Below are 21,088 nucleotides of genomic sequence, written 5' to 3' on the forward strand. Positions count from 1 at the left end.
TCTGAAATGTTCAGACGGCCTGATGCCGATTACTTAAACCAAGATTTAATTTTTCCAAACAAAGACATACTTTGTTTTTCAAACGTTTCTGCCTTCACTGGAGCAGGCGCGTCACGGTAAACTTTCATGCCTGCAAAGGTCTGGGCAACCGGCATGATTTCGATGGAATTGACGTTCATCCGCGCAGGACGTTGATAGAGCCATAAAGCGGTATCGGCAATATCTTGCGGCTGGATAAACTCGACATTCTCATAAACCTCGGCCGCACGCTGATCGTCACCTTTGAAACGGACGTTGGAAAACTCGGTATCCCCGCACAAGCCCGGTTCGATATTGGTAATGCGGATGTTTTTGTCTGCCAATTCGGCGCGCAGGTTCATACTGAATTGGCGCACAAAAGCCTTGGTCGCGCCATAGACATTACTGCCTGAATAAGCATAACTGCCGGCAATCGAACCCAAATTGATGATGTAGCCCTGTTTGCGCGCTACCATTTGCGGCAAAATCTGGCGGGTCAGAAAAGTCAGGCCGATGATATTGGTTTGAATCATGGTTTCCCAATCGCCAAAATCGGCTTTATCAGCTGAATCCAGACCTAAAGCCAAACCGGCATTGTTGATCAGGCAATCAATTTCAGCTAAATACTCGGGCAGACTGTTCAAAGCGTTTTGAATCGACTCCGTACGAGAAACATCCATTTCCAAAGGGTAAAACTGCTCGCCCAATTCCTCTGCCAACTGCTGCAATTTGTCTTCGCGCCTTGCCGCGCCAATGACATGATAGCCTGCCGCAACAAAAGTGCGGCACATTGCCGCGCCGAATCCTGCCGATGCCCCGGTAATCAAAATTGCCATATCGTTTCCTTTCTGTACTCGTTTCAGACTTGGGTTTAAGGTATGATAACGCCTTATCAGACGGCCTAAGCGTTTGGCTGGCTGATTTTAAATTTAACGATAATCATATCATTACAATAGGACACACTCCATATGAAAACCCGTTTTCTCCCTGTTGCTTTGGCAACAGTGGTGCTTACACTTTCCGCCTGCGGCGGCAGCGGCGCGCCTTCCCAGCCTAAAGGCCCGATTTCCGAAGACCGTACGGCCGCGTTCAAATCCATGATGCCCGAGTTTACCCGCATGGGCAAAATGGTCAAAGACGAAGAGCCTTACGACGTAGAAAAATTCAAACAAGCCGCCGTAACCTTCGCCGAAAACAGCAAAAAACCGTTTACCCTGTTTGAATCCGACCCTCAAGGCAACGGCCGCGCCCTGCCTGCCATCTGGACAGACACGGCAACCTTCAAAGCCGAAGAAGAAAAATTCGTTGCTGCGGTTGAAAAACTCAACGCCGCCGCCCAAACCGGCAAATTGGAAGAAATCAAAGCCGCTTACGGCGAAACCGGTGCAACCTGTAAATCCTGCCACGACACATTCCGCGGTCCGGAATAAGGCTTAAAACAATAAAGGCCGTCTGAAATATCATTTTCAGACGGCCTTTTCTTCAACTACCTTCAAACCTTTCTATATCGACTTTATATTTTGCATTTCATGTTTTTTACCGGTTTCATTTGAAACCGACGGCTCAATTCACATAGCGCAATCAAATTTTCTTCTTCCAGCTGTTTAAATTCAATTAAATCTCCCTTCTTCTCAACCACCCAAATTCAAATTCAGACCTGCTTTATCTTTTCAGCCAGATTAATCATATGCGGGTGGATTATCTTCTAAAACAAAATTTTACTTTATTTTTTAATAAATAAAAACCATTATTAAAATATTTGTAAAGTTTAATAATATGTTATAAAGTAGCGGCTTCGTTTCTGAGGTAACTATCATGAATCCGAATTTCAAATTAAATCTACTAACATTATCTTTACTGGCTATAACAAATATCGCACACGCAGAAGAAGAGGTTTCAACTCAAGAGCTTGATGAAATTCAAGTCAAAAGCAAACACATTGCCAAAGAGAAAAAAGTTTTTACCGAAGGCCAAGCCAAAAGTTCGCGTGAACGCGTTTATCAATCCAGCGAAAACATCGATACCATCGTGCGGAGCATGCCCGGCGTTTTCACCCAACAAGACAAGGGATCGGGGGTATTGGCGGTCAATATCCGTGGCGATAGCGGTTTGGGACGTGTCAATACGATGGTTGACGGCGTCACCCAAACCTTCTATTCCACTTCTGCCGATGCCGGACGCAGTGGCAGCTCCTCCCAATTCGGTACGGCACTGGATCCCAATTTTATTGCCGGCGTGGATGTAACCAAAGGCAGTTTCTCGGGTGCCAACGGCATCAATACCTTATCCGGTACAGCCAATTTCCGTACTTTACGAGTAGACGATGTGGTACACGGAAACAATACCTTCGGCCTCTTAACCAAAGGATTGACCGGCACAAACAGCACCAAAAGCAACTTTATGGCAACCGGAGCAGTACAAAAATGGTTTGACAGCGGTGCGCGCCTTGGCGCTTTATATGGCTACAGCCACCGTAATGTCGAGCAAAACTATAAAGTAGGCGGCGGCGGTCAGCGTATCGGCAATTTTGGCGAAGAATATTTGGACCGTAAAAAACAAGAATATTTTGAACGCAACTTATTAAAATTCGACCAAGGGCAAAATCGTTGGGTTCGCGACTTTTCCAAGCGCAATGCGGTCGGTAAAAGCTATTGGGACTACCCTTTCTCCAAAAAATATAACGATCCTGAAGTTTTACAAAGAGATTATGTCGATGACTTGGAAAGAGGCTGGAAAGAGAATTTGGCACCGCAATGGGATCTGACTCCAATCGACCCGACCAGCCTGCAACAACGCTCAAACAGCCATTTGGTCAAAGTGGAATACGAAAACGACAACAACAAGCTCGACCTTCAGCTTCGTACCATGAACAACCGTATCGGCAGCCGCAAAGTAGAAAACCGCAACTACCAAGCCAATTACAACTTAAACATTGGCGATTATGTCGATTTAAACGTGTTGGCCGCCCATAATTTGGGAAAACAAAAATATCCGAAAAACTCACGTTTTTCAGGATGGGGACTGCTTGATTATTTGGAAACCAAAAATACGGCCAATCTTTTGGATATCAACAACAGCTTTTCTTTCAAACTTCCCCAAAAAACAGATTTAAAAACTACTGTCGGTTTCAATTTCTTTAAAAACCAATACAGTAAAAACCGCTTTCCGGAAGAGCTGAGCCTGTTTTACGACGGCCCGGATCAAGATGCCGGCCTGTACAGCTTTTTAGGCCGCTTCAAAGGAGACAAAGGAATATTTCCTCAAAAATCAACCATATTGCAACCTTCAGGCCAGCAAAAATTCAATACGTTCTATTTTGATACTTCCTTGAAAAAAGGCATTTATCAATTGAATTACAGCGCCAATATGGTCAACTACCGCTACAAGGGCGAATATACCGACTACTTCAATACCCAAGAAGACTTTAAAAAAGCATTTGGAGAAGATTCTGAAATTTATAAACAGCATTGCACGCCAAGCTGCGACCTTTACGAACCAGTTTATACCAAATCCGGTAAAAAGCATGCGGTAAACCATTCGGTGGCATTAAACATCAATGTCAACGACTACTTTATGCCGTTTATCAGCTATTCGCGTACGCATAGAATGCCGAATATTCAAGAAATGTATTTTTCACAAATCGGCGACTCGGGCGTTAATACAGCCCTTAAGCCGGAACAGGCCAATACTTACCAAATAGGCTTCAATACCTTCAAAAAAGGGATTTTCAAGCCGGACGATGTATTGGGTTTCAAACTGGTCGCCTACCGCAGCAGAATAAACAACTATATCCACAATGTTTATGGCAAATGGTGGGATTTGGATAAAGCACCCAGCTGGGTAACCAGTACCGGCCTGCAATACTCCATCCAGCATCGAAACTATGCCAAACCTGTCCATAAAAACGGTTTGGAAGTGGAAATGAACTATGATTTCGGCCGCTTTTTTACCACCCTGTCTTACGCCTATCAAAAAACCAACCAGCCGACCAATTATAGCGATGCCAGCGAATCGCCCCGCAACTCTTCTAAAGAAGACCAAATCAAACAAGGCTACGGCTTAAGCAAAATTTCCCGCTTGCCCCGAGATTACGGTCGGTTTGAATTAGGGTCCCGATGGTTGGGCAACAAATTGACCATCGGCGGCATTATGCGCTATTACGGCAAAAGTACACGGGCAACGACTGAGGAGGAATTTGTTGACGGTACAACCGGTGCTAATACCTACTCTTCACATCAAATGGGCAGAAGGGTGATCAAAAAAACAGAAAGCATCAACAGACAGCCGATGATTTTTGATTTCTATGCCAATTATGAACCGAAGAAAAACCTTATCCTTCGTTTCGACATTCAAAATGCGTTCAATAAACGCTATGTCGATCCTTTGGATGCCGCAAACGATGCCGCAACCCAGCGCTATTTCAGCGTATTTGAAAGAAAAGGCGGTTGGGATGATGAAGAGGTCGAATGCGATGCCAACGGTTTATGCAATGGCAAATATGGCGGTACGACACGCTCCGTCTTAAACAACTACGCACGAGGCAGGACTTTGCTGTTTACCATCAGTTATAAGTTCTAAACCTATCTATCAGCGTTCTTAATATTACACTGATTAAAAAGCCGGTAAACGCAATGTTTGCCGGCTTTTTTCAATATATTCTCAAAATTTTTTTCATCTATACACAACAAAAAACCTACCCTTGCGGGCAGGTTTTCAATAATGACGGAGATTACAGGCCGCTCAGACGGGCTGTATCGTGTGCAATCATCAATTCTTCGTTAGTAGGAATCACAACGGCAACAGCTTTGCTGTCGGCAGTGGTAATCACACCAGCATTACCGAAGCGGGCTTTCAGGTTAGCTTCTTGGTCGATGTACAGACCGAGGAAGCCCAAGTAGCCCAATACGCGTTCGCGGATGATGTCGGAGTTTTCACCGATACCGCCGGTGAAGACCAATGCGTCCAAACCGCCTGCCGCTACTGTCATGCTGCCGATGTATTTAGCCAAGCGGTAGATGAACATTTCCAGAGCCAGTTTGGCGCCCGGATGACCTTTGGCAGCTTCTTCTTCAATGGTACGGCAGTCGTTGGACAAACCGGAGATACCGAGCAGGCCGGATTTTTTGTTCAGCATTTCGGTAATTTGGGAAATGGTCATGTTGGCGTTTTCAGCCAAGAAACTGAAAACTGAAGGGTCGATATCGCCGCTGCGTGTACCCATTACCAAACCTTCCAGCGGAGTCAGGCCCATGCTGGTATCTTTACATTCGCCGTTGGCAACTGCCGCAATAGATGCGCCGTTACCCAAGTGGGCAATAACCATGCGCAAATCTTTTTTGTCTTTGCCGAGGAAGCGTGCAGTTTCGTCAGAAACGAAGCGGTAGCTGGTACCGTGTGCACCGTAACGGCGCAAGCCGTATTTTTCGTACAATTCATGTGGAACAGCGTATTTGTAAGCATGTTCAGGCATGGTTTGATGGAATGCAGTGTCGAATACGACAACGTTCGGCAGGCCTTTGAAAATGGTTTGTGCAGCGCGCAGGCCCAAAAGGTGTGCCGGGTTGTGCAGAGGAGCAAGTGGAATACATTTTTCGATACCGTCGATAACTTCGTCGGTAACCAAAATGGATTCGCTGTACAATTCGCCGCCGCTTACCACGCGGTGGCCGATCGCACCGATACGGGTGTCGAGGCCGTGGGCTTTGAGCTCGTCCATCAGTGCTTCTACCGCGCCGGTATGGTCTGGCTTGGCGGCCAATTCAACTTTATGTTTTTCGCCGTTGAATTTGAAGGTGATGTAGGCATCAGGCAGATTGAGTTTTTCTGCCAGGCAGCTCAGTAATACTTCGCCGCTGTCGTTATCCAATACGGCACCTTTGAGGGAAGAGCTGCCGCAGTTCAAAACCAAGATTAATTTTTGTGTCATTTTATGCTCCTTGAGGTTTCAGACGGCATTTTTGTCGGGACCTTACTGCTGCTCCGGCTATGTTGCACCCCTTGTGGGACGTAGTGGGTAGCGGTCTGAACAGATTAACAAAGTAAACGCCGTATTCTAACAAAAAATGTAATCGGCTGCTTGACTTAATATTTGATGTAAAATGGACGGAATTTTATTTTAGGCCGTCTGAAAAAATGACGGCGGTTTTGAAGATTTCCCGATATGCATTATTTCAGTATCCACACTCAAGACGGCGAACATGCCGGATTTTTTATTATGTTAGCAGACGATGAATCGCAAAATCCGCCGCAAAGCGGACGCTTTGTAGTCAAACTGCAAAGCGAAGATGCAACCGAAGCAGCGGTATTGTCGCCTTTCGAGCAAACCGATATCCCTCAATACTGGCGCGTGGTTAAAGACCGTATCGAATTGTTTTTTGACGATAAAAATATCGGTGCGTTGCGCAACGAATACCTGACAGTCAGCGGCAAAACCTTTATCCTGAGCGATTTGACCGGAGCGATGTAATGGAAAGTATGTTTATCCTTGTCCCCATCAGCATTATTTTGGCCTTTATCATCGGTTGGTTTTTCTGGTGGTCGGGTAAAAACGGACAGTTTGACGACCTTGAAGGACCTGCGCACCGCATTTTGATGGACGACGACTCCACTGAAAAACTGATCGAAAAAGACGAAGACAAAGAATCCAAATAATGAGCCTTAAAAAAGACAATCTGAATTTCCACACGACCCGCCGTTTTGCGCCGCTCTTTGGGACGCAGTTTTTAGGCGCGTTTAACGATAATGTGTTTAAAACCGCATTATTCGTGATGATCAGTTTTTACGGTTTGGGCAAAAACGACTTTCTGCCGTCCAGCCAAATGCTGAACTTGGGCGCGATGCTGTTTATCCTGCCCTATTTCCTGTTTTCCGCGCTGTCAGGGCAGCTGAGCAACAAATTCGACAAAGCCGTTTTGGCGCGTTGGATCAAGCTGTTGGAAATCATCATCATGGCAGTAGCGGCATATGGCTTCTATATTCAATCCGCGCCTTTGCTTTTAATCTGCCTGTTTTGCATGGGTACGCAATCGACTTTGTTCGGCCCGCTGAAATACGCCATTTTGCCCGATTACCTCAACGACAAAGAGCTGATTATGGGCAACAGTCTGATTGAATCAGGTACGTTTATCGCCATTTTGCTCGGCCAGATTTTGGGCACCGCAGTCGCAGGCGTTCCGCCGTATATTGTTGGCGGTTTGGTGTTATTGGTCGCTATCGGCGGCACGATGACCAGCCTGTTTATGCCGTCTGTACCCGCTAAAATGCCGGACACAAAAATCGAATGGAACATCATCAAAGGCACGAATTCACTGATTCGTGAAGCGGCGGCCGACCGACCCGTATTCACTTCCATCATCGGTATTTCATGGTTTTGGTTTGTCGGCTCGGTTTATACCACCCAACTGCCGACGTTCACGCAAATCCATTTGGGCGGCAACGATAATGTGTTCAACCTGATGTTGGCGCTGTTCTCCATCGGTATCGCCATCGGCTCGGTATTATGCGCCAAACTCAGCCACGAGCGCCTGATTTTGGGCTTGGTTACCATCGGCACTCTGGGGCTAACGGTCTGTGGATTATTGCTGGTGTGGCTGACCCAAGGCCAACGCTTTACCGAATTAAACGGCATTATTTGGTTTTTATCGCAAGCTAAAGCGTATCCGATTATGCTCGTGATGTCGGCCATCGGCTTTTTCGGAGGCTTTTTCTCCGTACCGCTCTACACTTGGTTGCAAACCGCCAGCAGCGAAACCTTCCGCGCCCACGCCGTCGCCGCCAACAACATCATCAACGGCGTATTTATGGTGTCAGCCGCCATTTTGAGCGCAGTTTTGCTGATGTTGTTTGACAGCATCACGCTGCTGTATTTGATTGTTGCCGTGGGTAATCTTCCGTTGATTGTTTACCTCATCAAACGGGAATCGAAATTTATCGGGGATTTGACTGCTTTATTGAAAATCAGCAAATAAGGCCGTCTGAAATGTATCCCCACCATGCACATTTTCACTATTCAATCTCGTGGACAGCTTGTGCATAAATCAGATTACTGTCTGATTTAAAATTAAAAAACACATCTGCCTAAATTTTAAGCACAACTTTACTCCCAAACAAAATGCACATTTTCCCCAAACAAGCGTGTGCAAAGGCTGTGAATAAGTAAGCTTAATAATTGATATTTCAAAGAAAGACGATACTTGATTAATTTTTAGGCAGTTTATTAAAGGCCGTCTGAAACCTTTTTCAGACGGCCTGAGAGTATAATAACCACCTACCTTATAGTTCCCAAACGATATGATTTATCCATGGCATGAAACCCAATGGCAACAGCTCGCCGCCCATTGGCAAAACCGTCCCAACGCCTGGCTGTTTACCGGCAAAGAAAATACCGGCAAAACCGAGTTTGCCCGCTTTGTCGCGCAGGCATTGCTGTGCGAATCGCCCAAGTCCGGTCATGAACCCTGCGGCGAGTGTGCTTCGTGTCATTTATTCAGCCAAAATACCCATCCCGACTTTTATGAACTCACGCCGGAAATTCCCGAAGACGAGGCAACAGGACGCAAACTCCTGCAAATCAAAATCGATGCCGTGCGCGATATTGTGGAAAACATTTACCTGACTGCTGTCCGTGGCGGCCTGCGCGTGGTATTGGTGCATCCGGCGGAAAGCATGAACACACAGGCGGCAAACGGTTTGTTGAAAGCTCTGGAAGAGCCGCCGCAACACGTCGTTTTCCTGCTCGTTACCCATGCACGCGACAAACTCCTGCCCACCATCAAAAGCCGTTGCCGCCAGATGGTGCTGCCCTCGCCTACCCATGAGCAGGCTGCGGCATACCTGCGCCAACAGGGCGTGGAAAATGCCGAAGCCATGTTGGCATTCCACAGCGGCGCACCTTTATTCACGCCGACTCCAGAATTGGACGCATTACGCGAAGAGTTGCTGACGCTGCTGGCTGCCCCGCGCCTGTTGGCCATACTCGACTACGCCGCCGCGTTCGACAAACAAAAACAACCGCTGGCCGTTTTCATCGACTGGCTGCAAAAGTGGCTGATGGATGTCGGCTTGGCACAACAAAACATGGCGCCGCTTTATTATCCGCACCATGCCCAAGCCCTGCTTCAGACAGCCTCTAAAACCGATTCACGCAAGCTGTTTGCCCTATTGGGCCGTCTGAACGCGCTCAACCCTTACGGATATCATACCTTGAGTGTTAAAATGCAGCTTGAGTATCTGCTTATCGAATATTTGGATTTTTGGCAAAACAAACCCTAACAGGTAATCAATGATGAATAAAAAAGACATTCCGGCGAAGATGTTGGCTTTGCAACTCAAAGACCCCAATTTGTTGTACAACTGCTATATGCCGTTTTTAGAACACGGCGGCCTGTTCGTACCGACCGATGACGTATTCTCACTAGGCGAAGACATCCTCTTGGCCGTCGAAATCGCCGACTATCCCAAACGCTTCCTGCCCACCAAAGTCGTTTGGATCAATCCGGCGCGCACTTCAGCCCACCGTCCCAAAGGCGTAGGACTTGCATTCTCCGAACACGAAAGCTGCCTGCAGGCAAAAAACCTGATCGAAGCCGAGCTTGGCCCGCGTCTGCGCAGCGACCGCACTACTTTTACCCTGTAATAAATACCATGTATTTAATCGATTCACATTGCCATCTCAACTTTGACGGCTTAAAAGACCGCCTGCCCGAAGTCTTTGCCAACATGGAAGCGCAAAGCGTCAAACAGGCGCTTGCCATCAGCGTCAGCAAACAAAGTTTTGCCGAAGTCTTCGACATTGCTCAGGCAAACGACCACATCTACTGCACCATCGGCATACATCCCGACAGCCAAGAAGCAGAAGAATTTACCATTGCCGAAATGGTAGAAGCGGCCAAACATCCCAAAATCGTCGGTATCGGCGAAACCGGTTTGGACTATTACTGGTGCAAAGGCGATTTGTCATGGCAACATCAACGCTTTACCGACCATATCCAAGCCGCCAACGAAAGCGGCCTGCCCGTTATCGTCCACACGCGCGATGCGGCCGAAGACACATTGCGGATCTTGAAAGAATGCCATACCAACTCCGGCGTGATTCACTGCTTCTCTGAAGACGTCGCCTTTGCCAAAGCCGCTTTGGATTTGGGGTTATACATTTCCTTCTCCGGCATTGTGACGTTTAAAAACGCACCGCTGATACAGGAAGCCGCCAAATACGTCCCTGCCGATAGAATCTTGGTAGAAACCGATGCGCCCTTCCTCGCACCAGTTCCCAAACGCGGCAAACAAAACGAGCCTTCCTACGTTCGCTATACGGCCGAGTTCTTAGCCAATCTGCGCGGCGAGAGCTTGGAAACATTGGCACAAAACACCAGCGACAATTTCTATCGCCTGTTTAAGAAAGTACCCGATGGCCGTCTGAACAATGGCTAGGTCTCAAAATCTCTAAACATTGGCTCTGCCAACCCGTCATCAGGATTCTGCCTCAAACTCAACGGTAAACTCGAAATGGCTTGAGACAGAAACGCAATCGGCTTGCGCTATCTTCAGAACGGCAAACTTTTGAAGAATGGGAATATTCCCATCAACACAATAAATAAGTTTAAATTCAAAATATTGCTTTCCTAAGCCCAGCAAAGCTCAAGGCCGTCTGAAAGTATTTTCAGACGGCCTCTTGCTTATTTTACCGATAGGATGTAAAACCTATCCTTCGAAATAAACGGTTCATCGAAACCGTACATCAATCGACACAATATGGACACAAACTCCGAAATGCACACCCACCCTAATTTTTACGCTATGCTGACTGCAGCCTGCCAAAAAAACGGTAAAGGCACAGTCATTTTCAACGACAAAGAAAAAATCAGCTATTCCTCCCTCAAACACGAAGTAGAAACCGTCGCCGCCTATCTACAACACCAAGGCGTACAATATGGCGACAGGGTTGCCCTTGTCGTTTCCAACTCACCCGAATTTATTGCCGCCTATTTCGCCATTACTTCCATCGGCGCGGTAGCCGTCCCACTGAACGTCTTTTTGAAAAGCGAAGAATTTTCCTACATTCTCAATGATTGCGGCGCACGCTTCATGTTCGCCTCAGCGCCGTTGGCCAAAGAACTCAAAAACATCAAAGCCAAAACCAAAGTCAATAAAATCATCTGGATTGGCGAAACCAAAGCCGCCAGTAGTGATGACAGCTATTTCGATGCCGCGCGAACATTCCCCGGCAAACCGAATCTGAGCCGTCAGCCGTCTGCCAACGATTTGGCGCACATTATCTACACCTCCGGCACAACCGGCCACCCCAAAGGCGCATTAATCAGTTACAGCAACCTGTTTTCCAACCTTTCAGGCATCGAACAAATTTTCCAAATTTCGCAAAAAGACCGCTTCGTCGTCTTCTTGCCTATGTTCCACAGCTTTACGCTGACCGCCATGGTTTTGCTGCCGATATATCAAGCCTGCTCGATTATTTTGGTCAAATCCGTCTTCCCGTTCTCCAACGTGTTGAAACAGGTTTTACTCAAACGCGCTACCATTTTCCTCGGCGTACCGGCCATTTACACCGCCATGAGTAAAACTAAAATCCCTTGGTATTTCAGATGGTTCAACCGCGTCCGTCTGTTTATTAGCGGCGGTGCGCCTCTGGCCGGACAAACCATCGACGACTTTAAAGCCAAATTCCCGCGCGCCAAATTGCTGGAAGGCTACGGCTTGAGCGAATGCTCGCCCGTTGTGGCCGTCAATACGCCCGACCGCCAAAAAACCGCCAGCGTCGGCGTTGCCCTGCCCGGCCTCACCGTGAAAGCCGTCGATGACGAATTGATCGAAGTGCCGCGCGGCGAAGTGGGCGAACTCATCATCAAAGGCGACTCGGTGATGCAAGGCTACCTCAATATGCCTGACGCCACAGATGAAACCATTGTCAACGGTTGGCTGAAAACCGGCGACTTCGTCACTATTGATGAAGACGGCTTCATCTTCATCGTTGACCGCAAAAAAGACCTGATTATCTCCAAAGGCCAAAACGTCTATCCACGCGAAATCGAAGAAGCCATTTACAAACTCGAAGCTGTGGAAGCCACTGCTGTAATCGGCGTGAGGGACCAATACGCCGATGAAGAAATCATTGCCTTTATCCAACTCAAAGAAGGCATGAAGCTGGAAGAAGCCGAAGTCCGCAGCCACCTGCGCGGCCTGTTGGCAAACTTTAAAATCCCAAAACAAGTCATCTTCCAAGACGAGCTGCCGCGCAATGCCACCGGCAAAGTGTTAAAACGCAAACTCAAAGAACAGTTTCAAGACTAAACCTCTGTTTCAGACGGCCCCTTGATTCATGCAGGCCGTCTGAAAACCTGTCATCAACAAACTTTTCAGACGGCCACGACCATGACTACACCTATACTCGAAATCGAAAACCTAAACGGCTCCTTTCCGAGCAAACAAGTTTTGTACGATATCAACCTTACCCTGCAACCTGGCCGCAAACTGGCATTGGTCGGCGAGAGCGGCAGCGGCAAAACCGTATTGTCGCAAGGCATTATGCGCCTTAATCCAATGGTTACCTTTGAAGGCAGTCTGAAATATTGCGGAACCAATCTGCTGACCCAGCCCGAACGCGCCCTGCAAAAACTGCGCGGCCGCGAAATCGGCATGGTGTTTCAAGAACCCATGACCGCCCTCAACCCCGTCATGCGCGTCGGCGAACAAATCGCCGAAGTCCTGTCCCTGCATTTGGGTTTGGATAAAAAACAGGCATGGACGCGCGCTATCGAACTCTTGGACGAAACCGGCATCCACCAGCCCGAGCAAAAAGCCCAGGCATACCCTTTCCAACTTTCCGGCGGCCAACGCCAACGCGCCATGATTGCCATGGCCGTATCAGCCCAGCCCAAGCTCCTGATTGCCGACGAACCGACCACCGCTTTGGACGTTGCCGTCCAAGCCCAAATCCTCGACCTGCTCTCACGCCTGCAAGAAGACCACGGCATGACCATGCTCTACATTACGCACGACTTGAACCTTGTACGCCGTTTTGCCGATGATGTCGCCGTTATGCGTAACGGCCGTATTCTTGAAACCGGCAAAGCAGCCGAAGTCTTCGCCAATCCGCAGCACGAATACACCAAAATGCTGCTCAACGCCGGCACAATGCGCAAAGTGGCTCCTTTACCTGCAAACCCGGCCACCGTCCTTAAGGCCGAACAAATCGCCTTTTCCATCAAAGAATCAGACGGCTGGTTTAAAAAACGCGACAAAACCATCCTCAACCCCATTTCTTTCGATCTCAAATCGGGGGAGACATTGGGCATCATTGGCGAAAGCGGTTGCGGCAAAACCACGCTGGCGAAAGCCGTTATGCACCTTATCGATTCCGAAGGCAGCCTGATTGTCAACGGCGAGCCATGGAAACGCGAATTGAGACGCGAAATCCAAATGGTGTTCCAAGACCCGTTCGGCGCATTCAATCCGCGCATGAACGTCTTCGATACCGTTTCCGAGGCCTTACGCGTACACGAACCTGAAATGCCGCACGAAGAAATGCGCCGCCGCGTCGAGGAAGTCCTCAAACAAGTCGGCCTGCCCGAAGACGCACTCGAACGCTATCCGCACGCATTCTCCGGCGGCCAGCGCCAACGCCTCGCCATCGCCCGCGCCATCATTGTCCGCCCAAAAATCCTCGTATTGGATGAACCAACCAGCGCGCTTGATGTCCAATGGCAACAACAAATCCTTGAATTGCTCAGCAGCCTGCAAAAAGAATACGGCCTCGCCTTCATCATCATCAGCCACGACCTCGCCGTCATCCGCGCCATTTCCCACCGCGTGATGGTGTTGAAAGACGGCAAAGTCGTTGAGGAAGGCGAATGCGAAAACGTGTTTGCCAATCCAAGCAGCGACTACACGCGCCATTTGATTGCCCACTCCGGCCACATGGTTCAAGAGGCCGTCTGAATCTTTAAGGATTACGATAGACGCATTTCAAAAAAACTATTACCGGACGGCGGCACTTGAAATTTTCCCTGTCTGCCACTATTCTGAACAACGTATTCATTAATCCCGATTTAAAAGGAAACAAACATGAGCAGCGAATTGATTATCCACGCCAGCGATGCCAGCTTCGAACAAGACGTTTTGAAATCCGACGTACCTGTATTGCTGGACTTCTGGGCACCATGGTGCGGCCCTTGCAAAATGATTGCCCCAATCTTGGACGACATCGCCTCCGAATTCCAAGGCCGTCTGAAAGTCGTTAAAATCAACATCGACGACAATGAAGCCACTCCTGCCAAATTTGGCGTTCGCGGCATCCCTACCCTGATGGTGTTCAAAAACGGCGAAAACGTTGCCACTAAAGTCGGCGCATTGGCTAAAGGTCAACTGACTGCATTCGTTGAAGCTTCTATCGCTTAAGGCTTTAAGCATATAAAAAGGCCGTCTGAAAATTGTTTTCAGACGGCCTTTTTTGTATTCATTAAGCAGCCAATGGTTTCAAAGTCAGGCTGATATTGTCAGCTTTCACTTTAAACAGCAAATCAATATTTGGATGTTTACCCGGATTGGCTTCGGCATCGGCAACATGTTCGGCAAACCATGCCAGGCCGCGTTCTGCTGCCGCTGCGTCCAGCTTGCTGTCAAACTCTTGTGCCAAAGCATAGTAAAGCTTGAGCGAGCCTTGTTTGCCGGGCGCATTGGGAATGTGATGAACCACATTGTCCTCTTTATCGAGAATATCCAAGCCGCTCAAATGGTCGATGGCAGGCATGGTGGCCAGATTATCTTGGAAGCTCATGATTGTCCTTTCTGATGTGGGTTTTAAAGCAAACCATATAACAAGGCCGTCTGAAAGTTGATGTTTGACACTTTTCAGACGGCCTTAAACATTTCAATTAACGTGTACCGAAAATCTTATCGCCGGCATCGCCCAAGCCTGGGATGATGTAGCCGTGTTCGTTCAAGTGGCTGTCGAGCGCGGCAGTGTAGATGGTTACATCAGGATGCGCGTCATTGACGGCTTTCACGCCTTCCGGAGCGGCAACCAATACCAATGCTTTGATGTTACGGCAACCTTTGGCTTTCAAAAGGTCGATGGTGGCAACCATAGAGCCGCCGGTCGCCAACATTGGGTCGATAATCAGAGCTGGACGTTCGTCCATGCTGTCAACAAATTTTTCAAAATAAGAAACTGGTTTCAAAGTTTCTTCATCGCGCTGCAAGCCGACAACGCTGATTTTGGCAGTTGGAATCAGGTCGAGTACGCCGTCGAGCATACCCAAACCGGCACGCAAAATCGGGACGACGGTCAGCGTTTTGCCTTTGATGCGGTCGCCTTCAATAGAGCCGCACCAGCCGTCAATAATGTATTTTTCAATTTCAAAATCACGGCTGGCCTCATATGCCATCAGACGTGCCAACTCGGTAGTAAGCGTGCGGAATTTGTAAGTGCTGCAATCCGCTTCACGCATCAGCGTGAGTTTGTGGCGGACTAAAGGGTGGTTGATAACGGTAACGTTCATGTTGATTTTCCGAATTGCGTTGATGGAGGGGGATTATACTTTTTTTCGCATGGCGCGCAAAGTGCGTATTCATGCGAAAGGCCGTCTGAATCAGGGTTTCAGACGGCCTTTGTCAACAATTTTACATTACGGAATATTGTAGATGATTAAGCTTTCAGCAATTCTTGCAGTTCGCCGGCTTCGTACATTTCCATCAAAATGTCAGAACCGCCGACAAATTCGCCGTTGACGTACAGTTGAGGAATAGTCGGCCAGTCGCTGTATTCTTTAATGCCTTGGCGTACGGCATCGTTTTCCAATACGTTGACAGTCACATAGTCGGTGCAACCTGCCGCATTCAGGATTTGTACGGCGCGGGAAGAGAAGCCGCATTGAGGGAATTGCTTCGTGCCTTTCATGAACAATACGACGCGGTGCGTGGTAACGACTTCTTTGATTTGATCGTGGATAGAGGACATGGTGTGTTCCTTTTTACTAAATCGGTTGTTCGGGGAAAATCAAATTTCCCGCCATTATACGCAAATTGATGAAGTTGAGGGGCGTTTCTCAACGTCGGATCTGACCGTTGCCATTGATATAGAATTTGGTCGAAGTCAGCGCTTCCAAACCCATCGGGCCACGGGCGTGCATTTTTTGGGTGGAAATACCGATTTCCGCGCCCAATCCGAAAACAAAGCCGTCGGTAAACCGAGTAGACGCATTGACATAAACCGCCGCCGCATCAATGCTTTCTTGGAAAAACTCGGCATGGGCAATGCTTTGGGTCACAATCGCTTCCGAGTGATGCGTCGTATGGCCATTAATCCAATCGACGGCTTCTTCCACTGATTTTACCGTTTTGACCGACATAATATAGTCAAGAAACTCGGTACTGTAATCTTCCTCGGTTGCCAAAACAGCATTTTTAAACATACGCAGTGCTTCCTGATCGGCTCTAAATTCGACCGGATGCACTTTGGCAACTGCTTCTTCCAGTTTGGGCAAAAACGCCTCCGCTATCTTTTCGTGGACAACCAAAGATTCAGCTGCATTGCACACGCTCGGACGCTGCGTTTTGGCGTTCACGACGATATCGACTGCCATCTCCAAATCGGCACTGTCGTCCACATAAATATGGCAATTACCGACTCCGGTTTCAATGACGGGAACTTTCGATTTCTCTTTCACCGTCTGAATCAAGCGCGCACCGCCGCGCGGAATCAGCACATCAATATAATCGACTGCCTGCATCAATTCCTCGGCAGCGGCATGACTGGTATCTTCAACCAGCTGCACCACATCGGCATCCATTCCCGCTTTTACCAAAGTCTGCCTGATGACGGCAATCAATGCGGTATTTGAATGGATCGCGTCGCGACCTCCACGCAAAATAATGGCATTGCCGGTTTTAAAGGCCAGAGAAAACGCATCGACCGAAACATTCGGGCGGCTTTCAAAAATCATGGCGACCACGCCCAAAGGCACGCGTTTTTGAACAATCTTCAAACCGTCCAAATTGGTATAGCCGCGGACAACCTGCCCAATCGGGTCTTGTAAATCGGCAACCTGCCCAACGCCTTCTGCAATGCCTTTGATGCGTTCATGATTCAAGCGCAGCCTGTCGAGCATAATGTCCGAAATGCCGTTTTCTTTTGCAGCGGACAAATCGCGGGCATTTTCCGCCAAAATCACCTCAGCCTGTTCAACCAAATCCTTTGCGACCTGACGCACCAAATTGTTTTTTTCCACGCTTCCCAAGCTGATTAACGTTTTACTGGCTTTTTGGGCATTCTTGCCCAACTGTTCGATATAGCTCATCAAACCTCCCTATTTCTCTTGTGCAAACCAAGTTCCGATAGGCGCGCCATCTAAAACCTGAAGAATATCGCGCGGATTGGCGCTGTTCATCAACACCATCTGGCCGTGATGTTCAAACATCATCTGCGCGCTCTTAATCTTACTGAGCATGCCGCCCGTACCAAACTTACTGCCCGATCCGCCGGCAGAAGCAATGATTTCCTCAGTAATATCGGCCACATGGCTGCGCAGCTTGGCATCGGCGTGAACAGCCGGATTTTTATCAAACAAACCGTCGATATCGGACAACATAATCAGCAAATCGGCTTTAACGATTTTCGCCACAACTGCCGACAGGCGGTCGTTATCACCAAACTTGGTAGCATGGTCCATCTCGTCCACGCTGACCGCGTCGTTCTCATTGACAATAGGGATGACGCCGATGGAAAGCAGGGATTCAAAAGCATTGGTAACGTTTGCCAAACTTTCTGGATATTCGACCACATCACGCGTCAGCAGGATTTGCGATACCGTCATCCGATAATGGGAAAAAATCTGCGAGTAAAGGCTCATCATGGCCACTTGGCCGACGCTGGAAACAGCCTGCTGCTGCGCCATTTCCGCCGGACGTTTTTCCATATTGAGGACATTCAGCCCAAAGCCCATCGCGCCGGAAGACACCAGCACAATTTCTTTGTCCTTACTGACCAAGCTGGAAATGACAAAGGCCAGTTGGTCGATTTTTGCCAAATTGATTTTACCGTTTGGCAACACCAAAGAGCTGGTTCCAATCTTAATGACAATGCGTTTTACTGCTTCAAAATCTCGTTTCATTATTCTCCTCTGCTTTCTATTTTTATGATTGCACGCGGCATTATTTCAGCCAAGCTAATCCACATCATAACTGCGAAGCAATAGAAAATACAGACAAAATTAAAAATGCTTCCTTTAAAAGCGTATTTTCAGCTCTTATCCGAATCCGTTAACAACAAAACAAAAGGCCGTCTGAAACCCTATTTCAGGTTTCAGACGGCCTTTTACCGATTATTGAAACTCTAGCCTGCAAAGATAAATACAGACCGTTCCCTACAAACGCTTATTGGTGCTCAGAAATAATTTTCAGCATTTGCGCCAATACTTTAGGATTGGCCGCAACGATATCGCCGCTTTCCAACCAGCCTTCATTACCGGACATATCGGTAACGATGCCGCCTGCTTCTTGGACAATCAATGCACCGGCGGCAATATCCCAAGGTTTGAGGTTGAACTCGAAGAAACCGTCCAAACGGCCGGCCGCAACGGCACACAAATCCAAAGAAGCTGCGCCTTCACGACGGCCGCCGGCGGTTTTTGCCAAGAAGTCTTTCAAAATCGCCAGATACTTGTCCATCATGCTTTGATCGACAACAGGGAAGCCGGTACCGATCAGGCAGCGGTTCAATTCGATGCGGTTGGAAACGCGGATGCGGCGGTCGTTAAGCAACGCGCCTTTGCCGCGGGAAGCCATATATACGTCGTTGCGCTCAGGTGCGTACACCAAAGCTTCTTGCAACACGCCTTTGTGCAAGAGTGCCATAGAGATGGCGTATTGAGGATGGCCGTGGAGGAAGTTGGTCGTGCCGTCGAGCGGGTCGATAATCCATTCGTACTCGGCGGTGGCTTTACCGTGGGAGCCGCCTTCTTCGCAAGTGATTTTATGATGCGGATAGGCTTCTTTGAGCGCTTCCACCAAAATCATCTCGGAGCTGCGGTCAACATCGGAAACGAAGTCGTTGAATGCTTTGCTGTCTACTTTGACGGCATCCAGATTGCCGGCGGCGCGAATCATCATTTGCCCTGCTTTACGGGCGGCTTTGAAAGCGGTATTTAAAAACGGATTCATGGTTTTCTTCCTAATTCAGGTAAAATACGCCCTAATGCGCCGAACAAGGCACACAAGAGGCTGTTAATCGTTTCCGATGCTGTTAAAGAACATTTCAGACGGCATGGAAAAAGGCCGTCTGAAAACAAAAAGATGGCGCATTATACCTGATTCCCGTACAAACAGAAAATAAAACATGACTTCCGAAAAACCTGCCCTGCCCGCTTATCTGGACAACATCCGCATCATCCTCACACGCACCAGCCATCCCGCCAATATCGGCTCCGCCGCGCGCGCCATGAAAACAATGGGCCTGCACAAACTGACCATCGTCGCCCCCAATCTGATGGCAACGCCGATGACGGAAAATCCGCCCGTGTTCGACCCGGAGCATCCGCAATTGTTTAAATTACCGGAAGAAAGCTTCATCCTCGCTTCCGGCGCGGCAGACGTTTTGGAAAATGCCACCATTGCCGCTTCTTTGGACGAAGCCCTTGCCGACACCACCATCGCCTGCGCCCTGACCAGCCGCCGCCGCGAAATCACCGCGCCGCTGCAAACGCCGCGCAATTTGGTGCCCGAATTACTGCAGGCCGCCAACCGCGGCGAGAAAGTGGCGCTGGTCTTCGGCAACGAGACTTTCGGCTTGAGCATCGAAGAAGTCCAAGCCTGCAACCGACTGATGACCATCAACGGCAATCCCGACTATTTCTCGCTCAACCTCGCCCAAGCCGTGCAGGTCGTGTGCTACGAAATCTTCAGCCAAACCGATTCGCCCATGACCCATCTTCAACAGGAAGACCACTCCGCGACCCACGAGCAAATCAAAGGCATGGTCGCCCACATGGAAAGCGTGATGAACGACATCGGCTTTTTCAACCGCCGCAACGGCGAGCGCCTGATGCGCCGTATGCAGAGCCTGTTCGGACGCGCCAACACGCAAACCGAAGACATCGATATCCTGCGCGGTTTTTTCAATACCGTCAGCCACCGTATCCATAAAAAAGACTGATTAAGGCCGTCTGAAAACATTTCCAGCCTTTCAGACGGCATGACTGATATTCGGATAAGCATGAATTACGCCCTAGACGCATTATGGTGGAAGCTCACCAGCCAACCCGTCCGCGACCTCGCCTCGCTGCTGACTGCGCCCCCTTTGTGGCAAAACGGTTGCGAATTGAGCGTACGCGAACTATTGGGGGAACACGGTTTCCGCTACCTTTTGGCATTGGACGCCGATCCCGCACCGCTGATGGATTACCTCGCCCAACGCGCCCCGTTTGGTCATCGTCTCGGCATTTATGCTGAAGAGCTGTTGACTTTTTGGTTTGCCAACGCGCCGCACGCCAAACTGCACGCATACAATCTGCCCGTTTTTTCAGACGGCCAAACCTTAGGCGCTGCGGATTTCGTCGTTTCCCTCAACCAACAGCCCTACCATATCGAGCTGGCGTGTAAATACTACGGCGGAGACCAAGCGCAAAACCTGCGCGGCCTCAATCCTAAAGACATGCTGACGGACAAAGCCACCAAACTGGTGCAGCAATCCCAGCTGCTGCATACGCCGCAAGGCAAAGCAACCTTAACCGCACAAGGCCTGCCGGAAAATCTGCTTCCTGCTTCCATCGTGCGCGGCATCGGCTTTTTTCCACACGGTTTCCATGCTTTTGAGCCGCCACTTAATCCATACGGCTGGCGCGGCATCTATATTCAAGATTGGGCGGAATACGGGTTTGAACGCCAAGAAGCGCGTTATCACTTGCTCGACCGCATGGCCTATCTTGCACCTGCGCGTGTCGCCGAAACCGAAACATTAAACGCAACCGAAATCCGCCGTATCGACCAAGGCTTGATTGCCGTTTTGGAATTACGGCCGGACGGCTTTTGGCACGAAATCGAACGCATTATGAAGGCCGTCTGA

Annotated in this window: 21 protein-coding genes; 13 read left to right on the forward strand and 8 right to left on the reverse strand. The window is 48.8% G+C overall.

Features of this window, described 5'->3' with window-relative positions:
• Positions 1-29: 29 nt before the first annotated feature.
• The gene (locus ACTHSW_RS02050; RefSeq protein WP_070461483.1) at positions 30-854 is read right to left on the reverse strand and encodes an SDR family oxidoreductase; all 825 of its coding nucleotides are present in this window, start codon (positions 852-854) and stop codon (positions 30-32) included.
• 132 nt (positions 855-986) lie between these two features.
• On the opposite strand from ACTHSW_RS02050, the gene ACTHSW_RS02055 reads away from it, so the two are divergent.
• Both ACTHSW_RS02055 and ACTHSW_RS02060 read left to right on the forward strand, forming a co-directional pair.
• A complete protein-coding gene (locus ACTHSW_RS02055; protein ID WP_070461482.1) occupies positions 987-1,448 on the forward strand; it encodes a c-type cytochrome in 462 nt (153 codons plus the stop codon).
• A 385-nt stretch (positions 1,449-1,833) separates the two neighbouring features.
• Positions 1,834-4,596, forward strand: a complete 2,763-nt coding sequence (locus ACTHSW_RS02060) for a TonB-dependent receptor domain-containing protein (RefSeq protein WP_070461481.1) — start codon at positions 1,834-1,836, stop codon at positions 4,594-4,596.
• Positions 4,597-4,747: 151 nt separating this feature from the next.
• On the opposite strand, the gene ACTHSW_RS02065 is transcribed toward ACTHSW_RS02060, so the two are convergent.
• Entirely contained in the window at positions 4,748-5,944 is a 1,197-nt protein-coding gene (locus ACTHSW_RS02065) for an acetate kinase (protein ID WP_070461480.1), read from the reverse strand.
• 234 nt (positions 5,945-6,178) lie between these two features.
• Here ACTHSW_RS02065 and ACTHSW_RS02070 point away from each other — a divergent pair, with 234 nt between their 5' ends.
• From ACTHSW_RS02070 to trxA, 9 genes are all read left to right on the forward strand, one after another.
• The gene (locus tag ACTHSW_RS02070) at positions 6,179-6,484 is read left to right on the forward strand and encodes an HLGFF motif protein (RefSeq protein WP_070461479.1); all 306 of its coding nucleotides are present in this window, start codon (positions 6,179-6,181) and stop codon (positions 6,482-6,484) included.
• On the forward strand, positions 6,484-6,669 hold the full coding sequence (ccoS, locus tag ACTHSW_RS02075) for a cbb3-type cytochrome oxidase assembly protein CcoS (protein ID WP_070461478.1): 186 nt from the start codon (positions 6,484-6,486) through the stop codon (positions 6,667-6,669). The genes ACTHSW_RS02070 and ccoS overlap by 1 nt, the downstream gene beginning before the upstream one ends.
• Positions 6,669-7,985, forward strand: a complete 1,317-nt coding sequence (locus ACTHSW_RS02080; protein ID WP_107810827.1) for an MFS transporter — start codon at positions 6,669-6,671, stop codon at positions 7,983-7,985. Before ccoS ends, ACTHSW_RS02080 begins: the two co-directional genes overlap by 1 nt.
• Before the next feature lie 322 nt (positions 7,986-8,307).
• The gene (locus ACTHSW_RS02085; protein WP_070461476.1) at positions 8,308-9,288 is read left to right on the forward strand and encodes a DNA polymerase III subunit delta'; all 981 of its coding nucleotides are present in this window, start codon (positions 8,308-8,310) and stop codon (positions 9,286-9,288) included.
• Between the two features lie 10 nt (positions 9,289-9,298).
• Entirely contained in the window at positions 9,299-9,652 is a 354-nt protein-coding gene (locus tag ACTHSW_RS02090) for a PilZ domain-containing protein (RefSeq protein ID WP_003682949.1), read from the forward strand.
• An 8-nt stretch (positions 9,653-9,660) separates the two neighbouring features.
• On the forward strand, positions 9,661-10,446 hold the full coding sequence (locus ACTHSW_RS02095) for a TatD family hydrolase (protein ID WP_070461475.1): 786 nt from the start codon (positions 9,661-9,663) through the stop codon (positions 10,444-10,446).
• Between the two features lie 321 nt (positions 10,447-10,767).
• Positions 10,768-12,321, forward strand: coding sequence for a fatty acid--CoA ligase (locus tag ACTHSW_RS02100; RefSeq protein WP_070461474.1), 1,554 nt, complete (start codon positions 10,768-10,770; stop codon positions 12,319-12,321).
• 81 nt (positions 12,322-12,402) lie between these two features.
• Positions 12,403-13,968 carry an ABC transporter ATP-binding protein gene (locus tag ACTHSW_RS02105; RefSeq protein ID WP_070461473.1) on the forward strand — a complete coding sequence of 522 codons (1,566 nt, stop codon included), beginning with the start codon at positions 12,403-12,405 and terminating at the stop codon, positions 13,966-13,968.
• Between the two features lie 126 nt (positions 13,969-14,094).
• On the forward strand, positions 14,095-14,427 hold the full coding sequence (gene trxA, locus ACTHSW_RS02110; RefSeq protein WP_003681479.1) for a thioredoxin TrxA: 333 nt from the start codon (positions 14,095-14,097) through the stop codon (positions 14,425-14,427).
• A gap of 61 nt (positions 14,428-14,488) precedes the next feature.
• Here the strand turns inward: trxA and ACTHSW_RS02115 are convergent, their stop codons facing one another.
• From ACTHSW_RS02115 to ACTHSW_RS02140, 6 genes are all read right to left on the reverse strand, one after another.
• Complete coding sequence (locus ACTHSW_RS02115; protein WP_070461472.1) at positions 14,489-14,806, reverse strand: DUF2322 family protein; 318 nt, start codon at positions 14,804-14,806, stop codon at positions 14,489-14,491.
• Positions 14,807-14,903: 97 nt separating this feature from the next.
• Positions 14,904-15,530, reverse strand: coding sequence for a uracil phosphoribosyltransferase (gene upp, locus ACTHSW_RS02120; protein WP_004519527.1), 627 nt, complete (start codon positions 15,528-15,530; stop codon positions 14,904-14,906).
• 146 nt (positions 15,531-15,676) lie between these two features.
• Positions 15,677-15,988, reverse strand: a complete 312-nt coding sequence (gene grxD / locus ACTHSW_RS02125) for a Grx4 family monothiol glutaredoxin (RefSeq protein ID WP_003681608.1) — start codon at positions 15,986-15,988, stop codon at positions 15,677-15,679.
• A gap of 88 nt (positions 15,989-16,076) precedes the next feature.
• Positions 16,077-17,327 (reverse strand): glutamate-5-semialdehyde dehydrogenase, encoded by a 1,251-nt coding sequence (locus tag ACTHSW_RS02130; protein WP_070461471.1) that lies wholly within the window; start codon positions 17,325-17,327, stop codon positions 16,077-16,079.
• A gap of 9 nt (positions 17,328-17,336) precedes the next feature.
• Positions 17,337-18,140, reverse strand: a complete 804-nt coding sequence (gene proB, locus ACTHSW_RS02135; protein WP_070461470.1) for a glutamate 5-kinase — start codon at positions 18,138-18,140, stop codon at positions 17,337-17,339.
• Positions 18,141-18,402: 262 nt separating this feature from the next.
• Positions 18,403-19,188: an inositol monophosphatase family protein gene (locus ACTHSW_RS02140; RefSeq protein ID WP_070461469.1), complete on the reverse strand. Its 786-nt coding sequence runs from the start codon at positions 19,186-19,188 to the stop codon at positions 18,403-18,405.
• A gap of 175 nt (positions 19,189-19,363) precedes the next feature.
• On the opposite strand from ACTHSW_RS02140, the gene ACTHSW_RS02145 reads away from it, so the two are divergent.
• Positions 19,364-20,179 (forward strand): RNA methyltransferase, encoded by an 816-nt coding sequence (locus ACTHSW_RS02145; protein WP_070461468.1) that lies wholly within the window; start codon positions 19,364-19,366, stop codon positions 20,177-20,179.
• Between the two features lie 39 nt (positions 20,180-20,218).
• Positions 20,219-21,088 carry a DUF1853 family protein gene (locus ACTHSW_RS02150; protein WP_070461467.1) on the forward strand — a complete coding sequence of 290 codons (870 nt, stop codon included), beginning with the start codon at positions 20,219-20,221 and terminating at the stop codon, positions 21,086-21,088.

The sequence above is a fragment of the Neisseria sp. P0008.S004 genome, assembly GCF_051962755.1.
Classification (GTDB): Bacteria; Pseudomonadota; Gammaproteobacteria; order Burkholderiales; family Neisseriaceae; genus Neisseria; species Neisseria subflava_A.

Bases quoted from the DNA above. Each gene is read 5' to 3' on its own strand.
- ACTHSW_RS02095 (WP_070461475.1), top strand. From the start codon at position 9,661: ATGTATTTAATCGATTCACATTGCCATCTCAACTTTGACGGCTTAAAA.
- ACTHSW_RS02085 (WP_070461476.1), top strand. From the start codon at position 8,308: ATGATTTATCCATGGCATGAAACCCAATGGCAACAGCTCGCCGCCCAT.
- ACTHSW_RS02150 (WP_070461467.1), top strand. From the start codon at position 20,219: ATGACTGATATTCGGATAAGCATGAATTACGCCCTAGACGCATTATGG.
- trxA (WP_003681479.1), top strand. From the start codon at position 14,095: ATGAGCAGCGAATTGATTATCCACGCCAGCGATGCCAGCTTCGAACAA.
- ACTHSW_RS02105 (WP_070461473.1), top strand. From the start codon at position 12,403: ATGACTACACCTATACTCGAAATCGAAAACCTAAACGGCTCCTTTCCG.
- ACTHSW_RS02100 (WP_070461474.1), top strand. From the start codon at position 10,768: ATGGACACAAACTCCGAAATGCACACCCACCCTAATTTTTACGCTATG.
- ACTHSW_RS02130 (WP_070461471.1), bottom strand. From the start codon at position 17,327: ATGAGCTATATCGAACAGTTGGGCAAGAATGCCCAAAAAGCCAGTAAA.
- ACTHSW_RS02145 (WP_070461468.1), top strand. From the start codon at position 19,364: ATGACTTCCGAAAAACCTGCCCTGCCCGCTTATCTGGACAACATCCGC.
- upp (WP_004519527.1), bottom strand. From the start codon at position 15,530: ATGAACGTTACCGTTATCAACCACCCTTTAGTCCGCCACAAACTCACG.
- ACTHSW_RS02060 (WP_070461481.1), top strand. From the start codon at position 1,834: ATGAATCCGAATTTCAAATTAAATCTACTAACATTATCTTTACTGGCT.
- ACTHSW_RS02055 (WP_070461482.1), top strand. From the start codon at position 987: ATGAAAACCCGTTTTCTCCCTGTTGCTTTGGCAACAGTGGTGCTTACA.
- ACTHSW_RS02080 (WP_107810827.1), top strand. From the start codon at position 6,669: ATGAGCCTTAAAAAAGACAATCTGAATTTCCACACGACCCGCCGTTTT.
- ACTHSW_RS02065 (WP_070461480.1), bottom strand. From the start codon at position 5,944: ATGACACAAAAATTAATCTTGGTTTTGAACTGCGGCAGCTCTTCCCTC.
- proB (WP_070461470.1), bottom strand. From the start codon at position 18,140: ATGAAACGAGATTTTGAAGCAGTAAAACGCATTGTCATTAAGATTGGA.
- ACTHSW_RS02140 (WP_070461469.1), bottom strand. From the start codon at position 19,188: ATGAATCCGTTTTTAAATACCGCTTTCAAAGCCGCCCGTAAAGCAGGG.
- ACTHSW_RS02050 (WP_070461483.1), bottom strand. From the start codon at position 854: ATGGCAATTTTGATTACCGGGGCATCGGCAGGATTCGGCGCGGCAATG.
- ACTHSW_RS02070 (WP_070461479.1), top strand. From the start codon at position 6,179: ATGCATTATTTCAGTATCCACACTCAAGACGGCGAACATGCCGGATTT.
- grxD (WP_003681608.1), bottom strand. From the start codon at position 15,988: ATGTCCTCTATCCACGATCAAATCAAAGAAGTCGTTACCACGCACCGC.
- ACTHSW_RS02115 (WP_070461472.1), bottom strand. From the start codon at position 14,806: ATGAGCTTCCAAGATAATCTGGCCACCATGCCTGCCATCGACCATTTG.
- ACTHSW_RS02090 (WP_003682949.1), top strand. From the start codon at position 9,299: ATGATGAATAAAAAAGACATTCCGGCGAAGATGTTGGCTTTGCAACTC.
- ccoS (WP_070461478.1), top strand. From the start codon at position 6,484: ATGGAAAGTATGTTTATCCTTGTCCCCATCAGCATTATTTTGGCCTTT.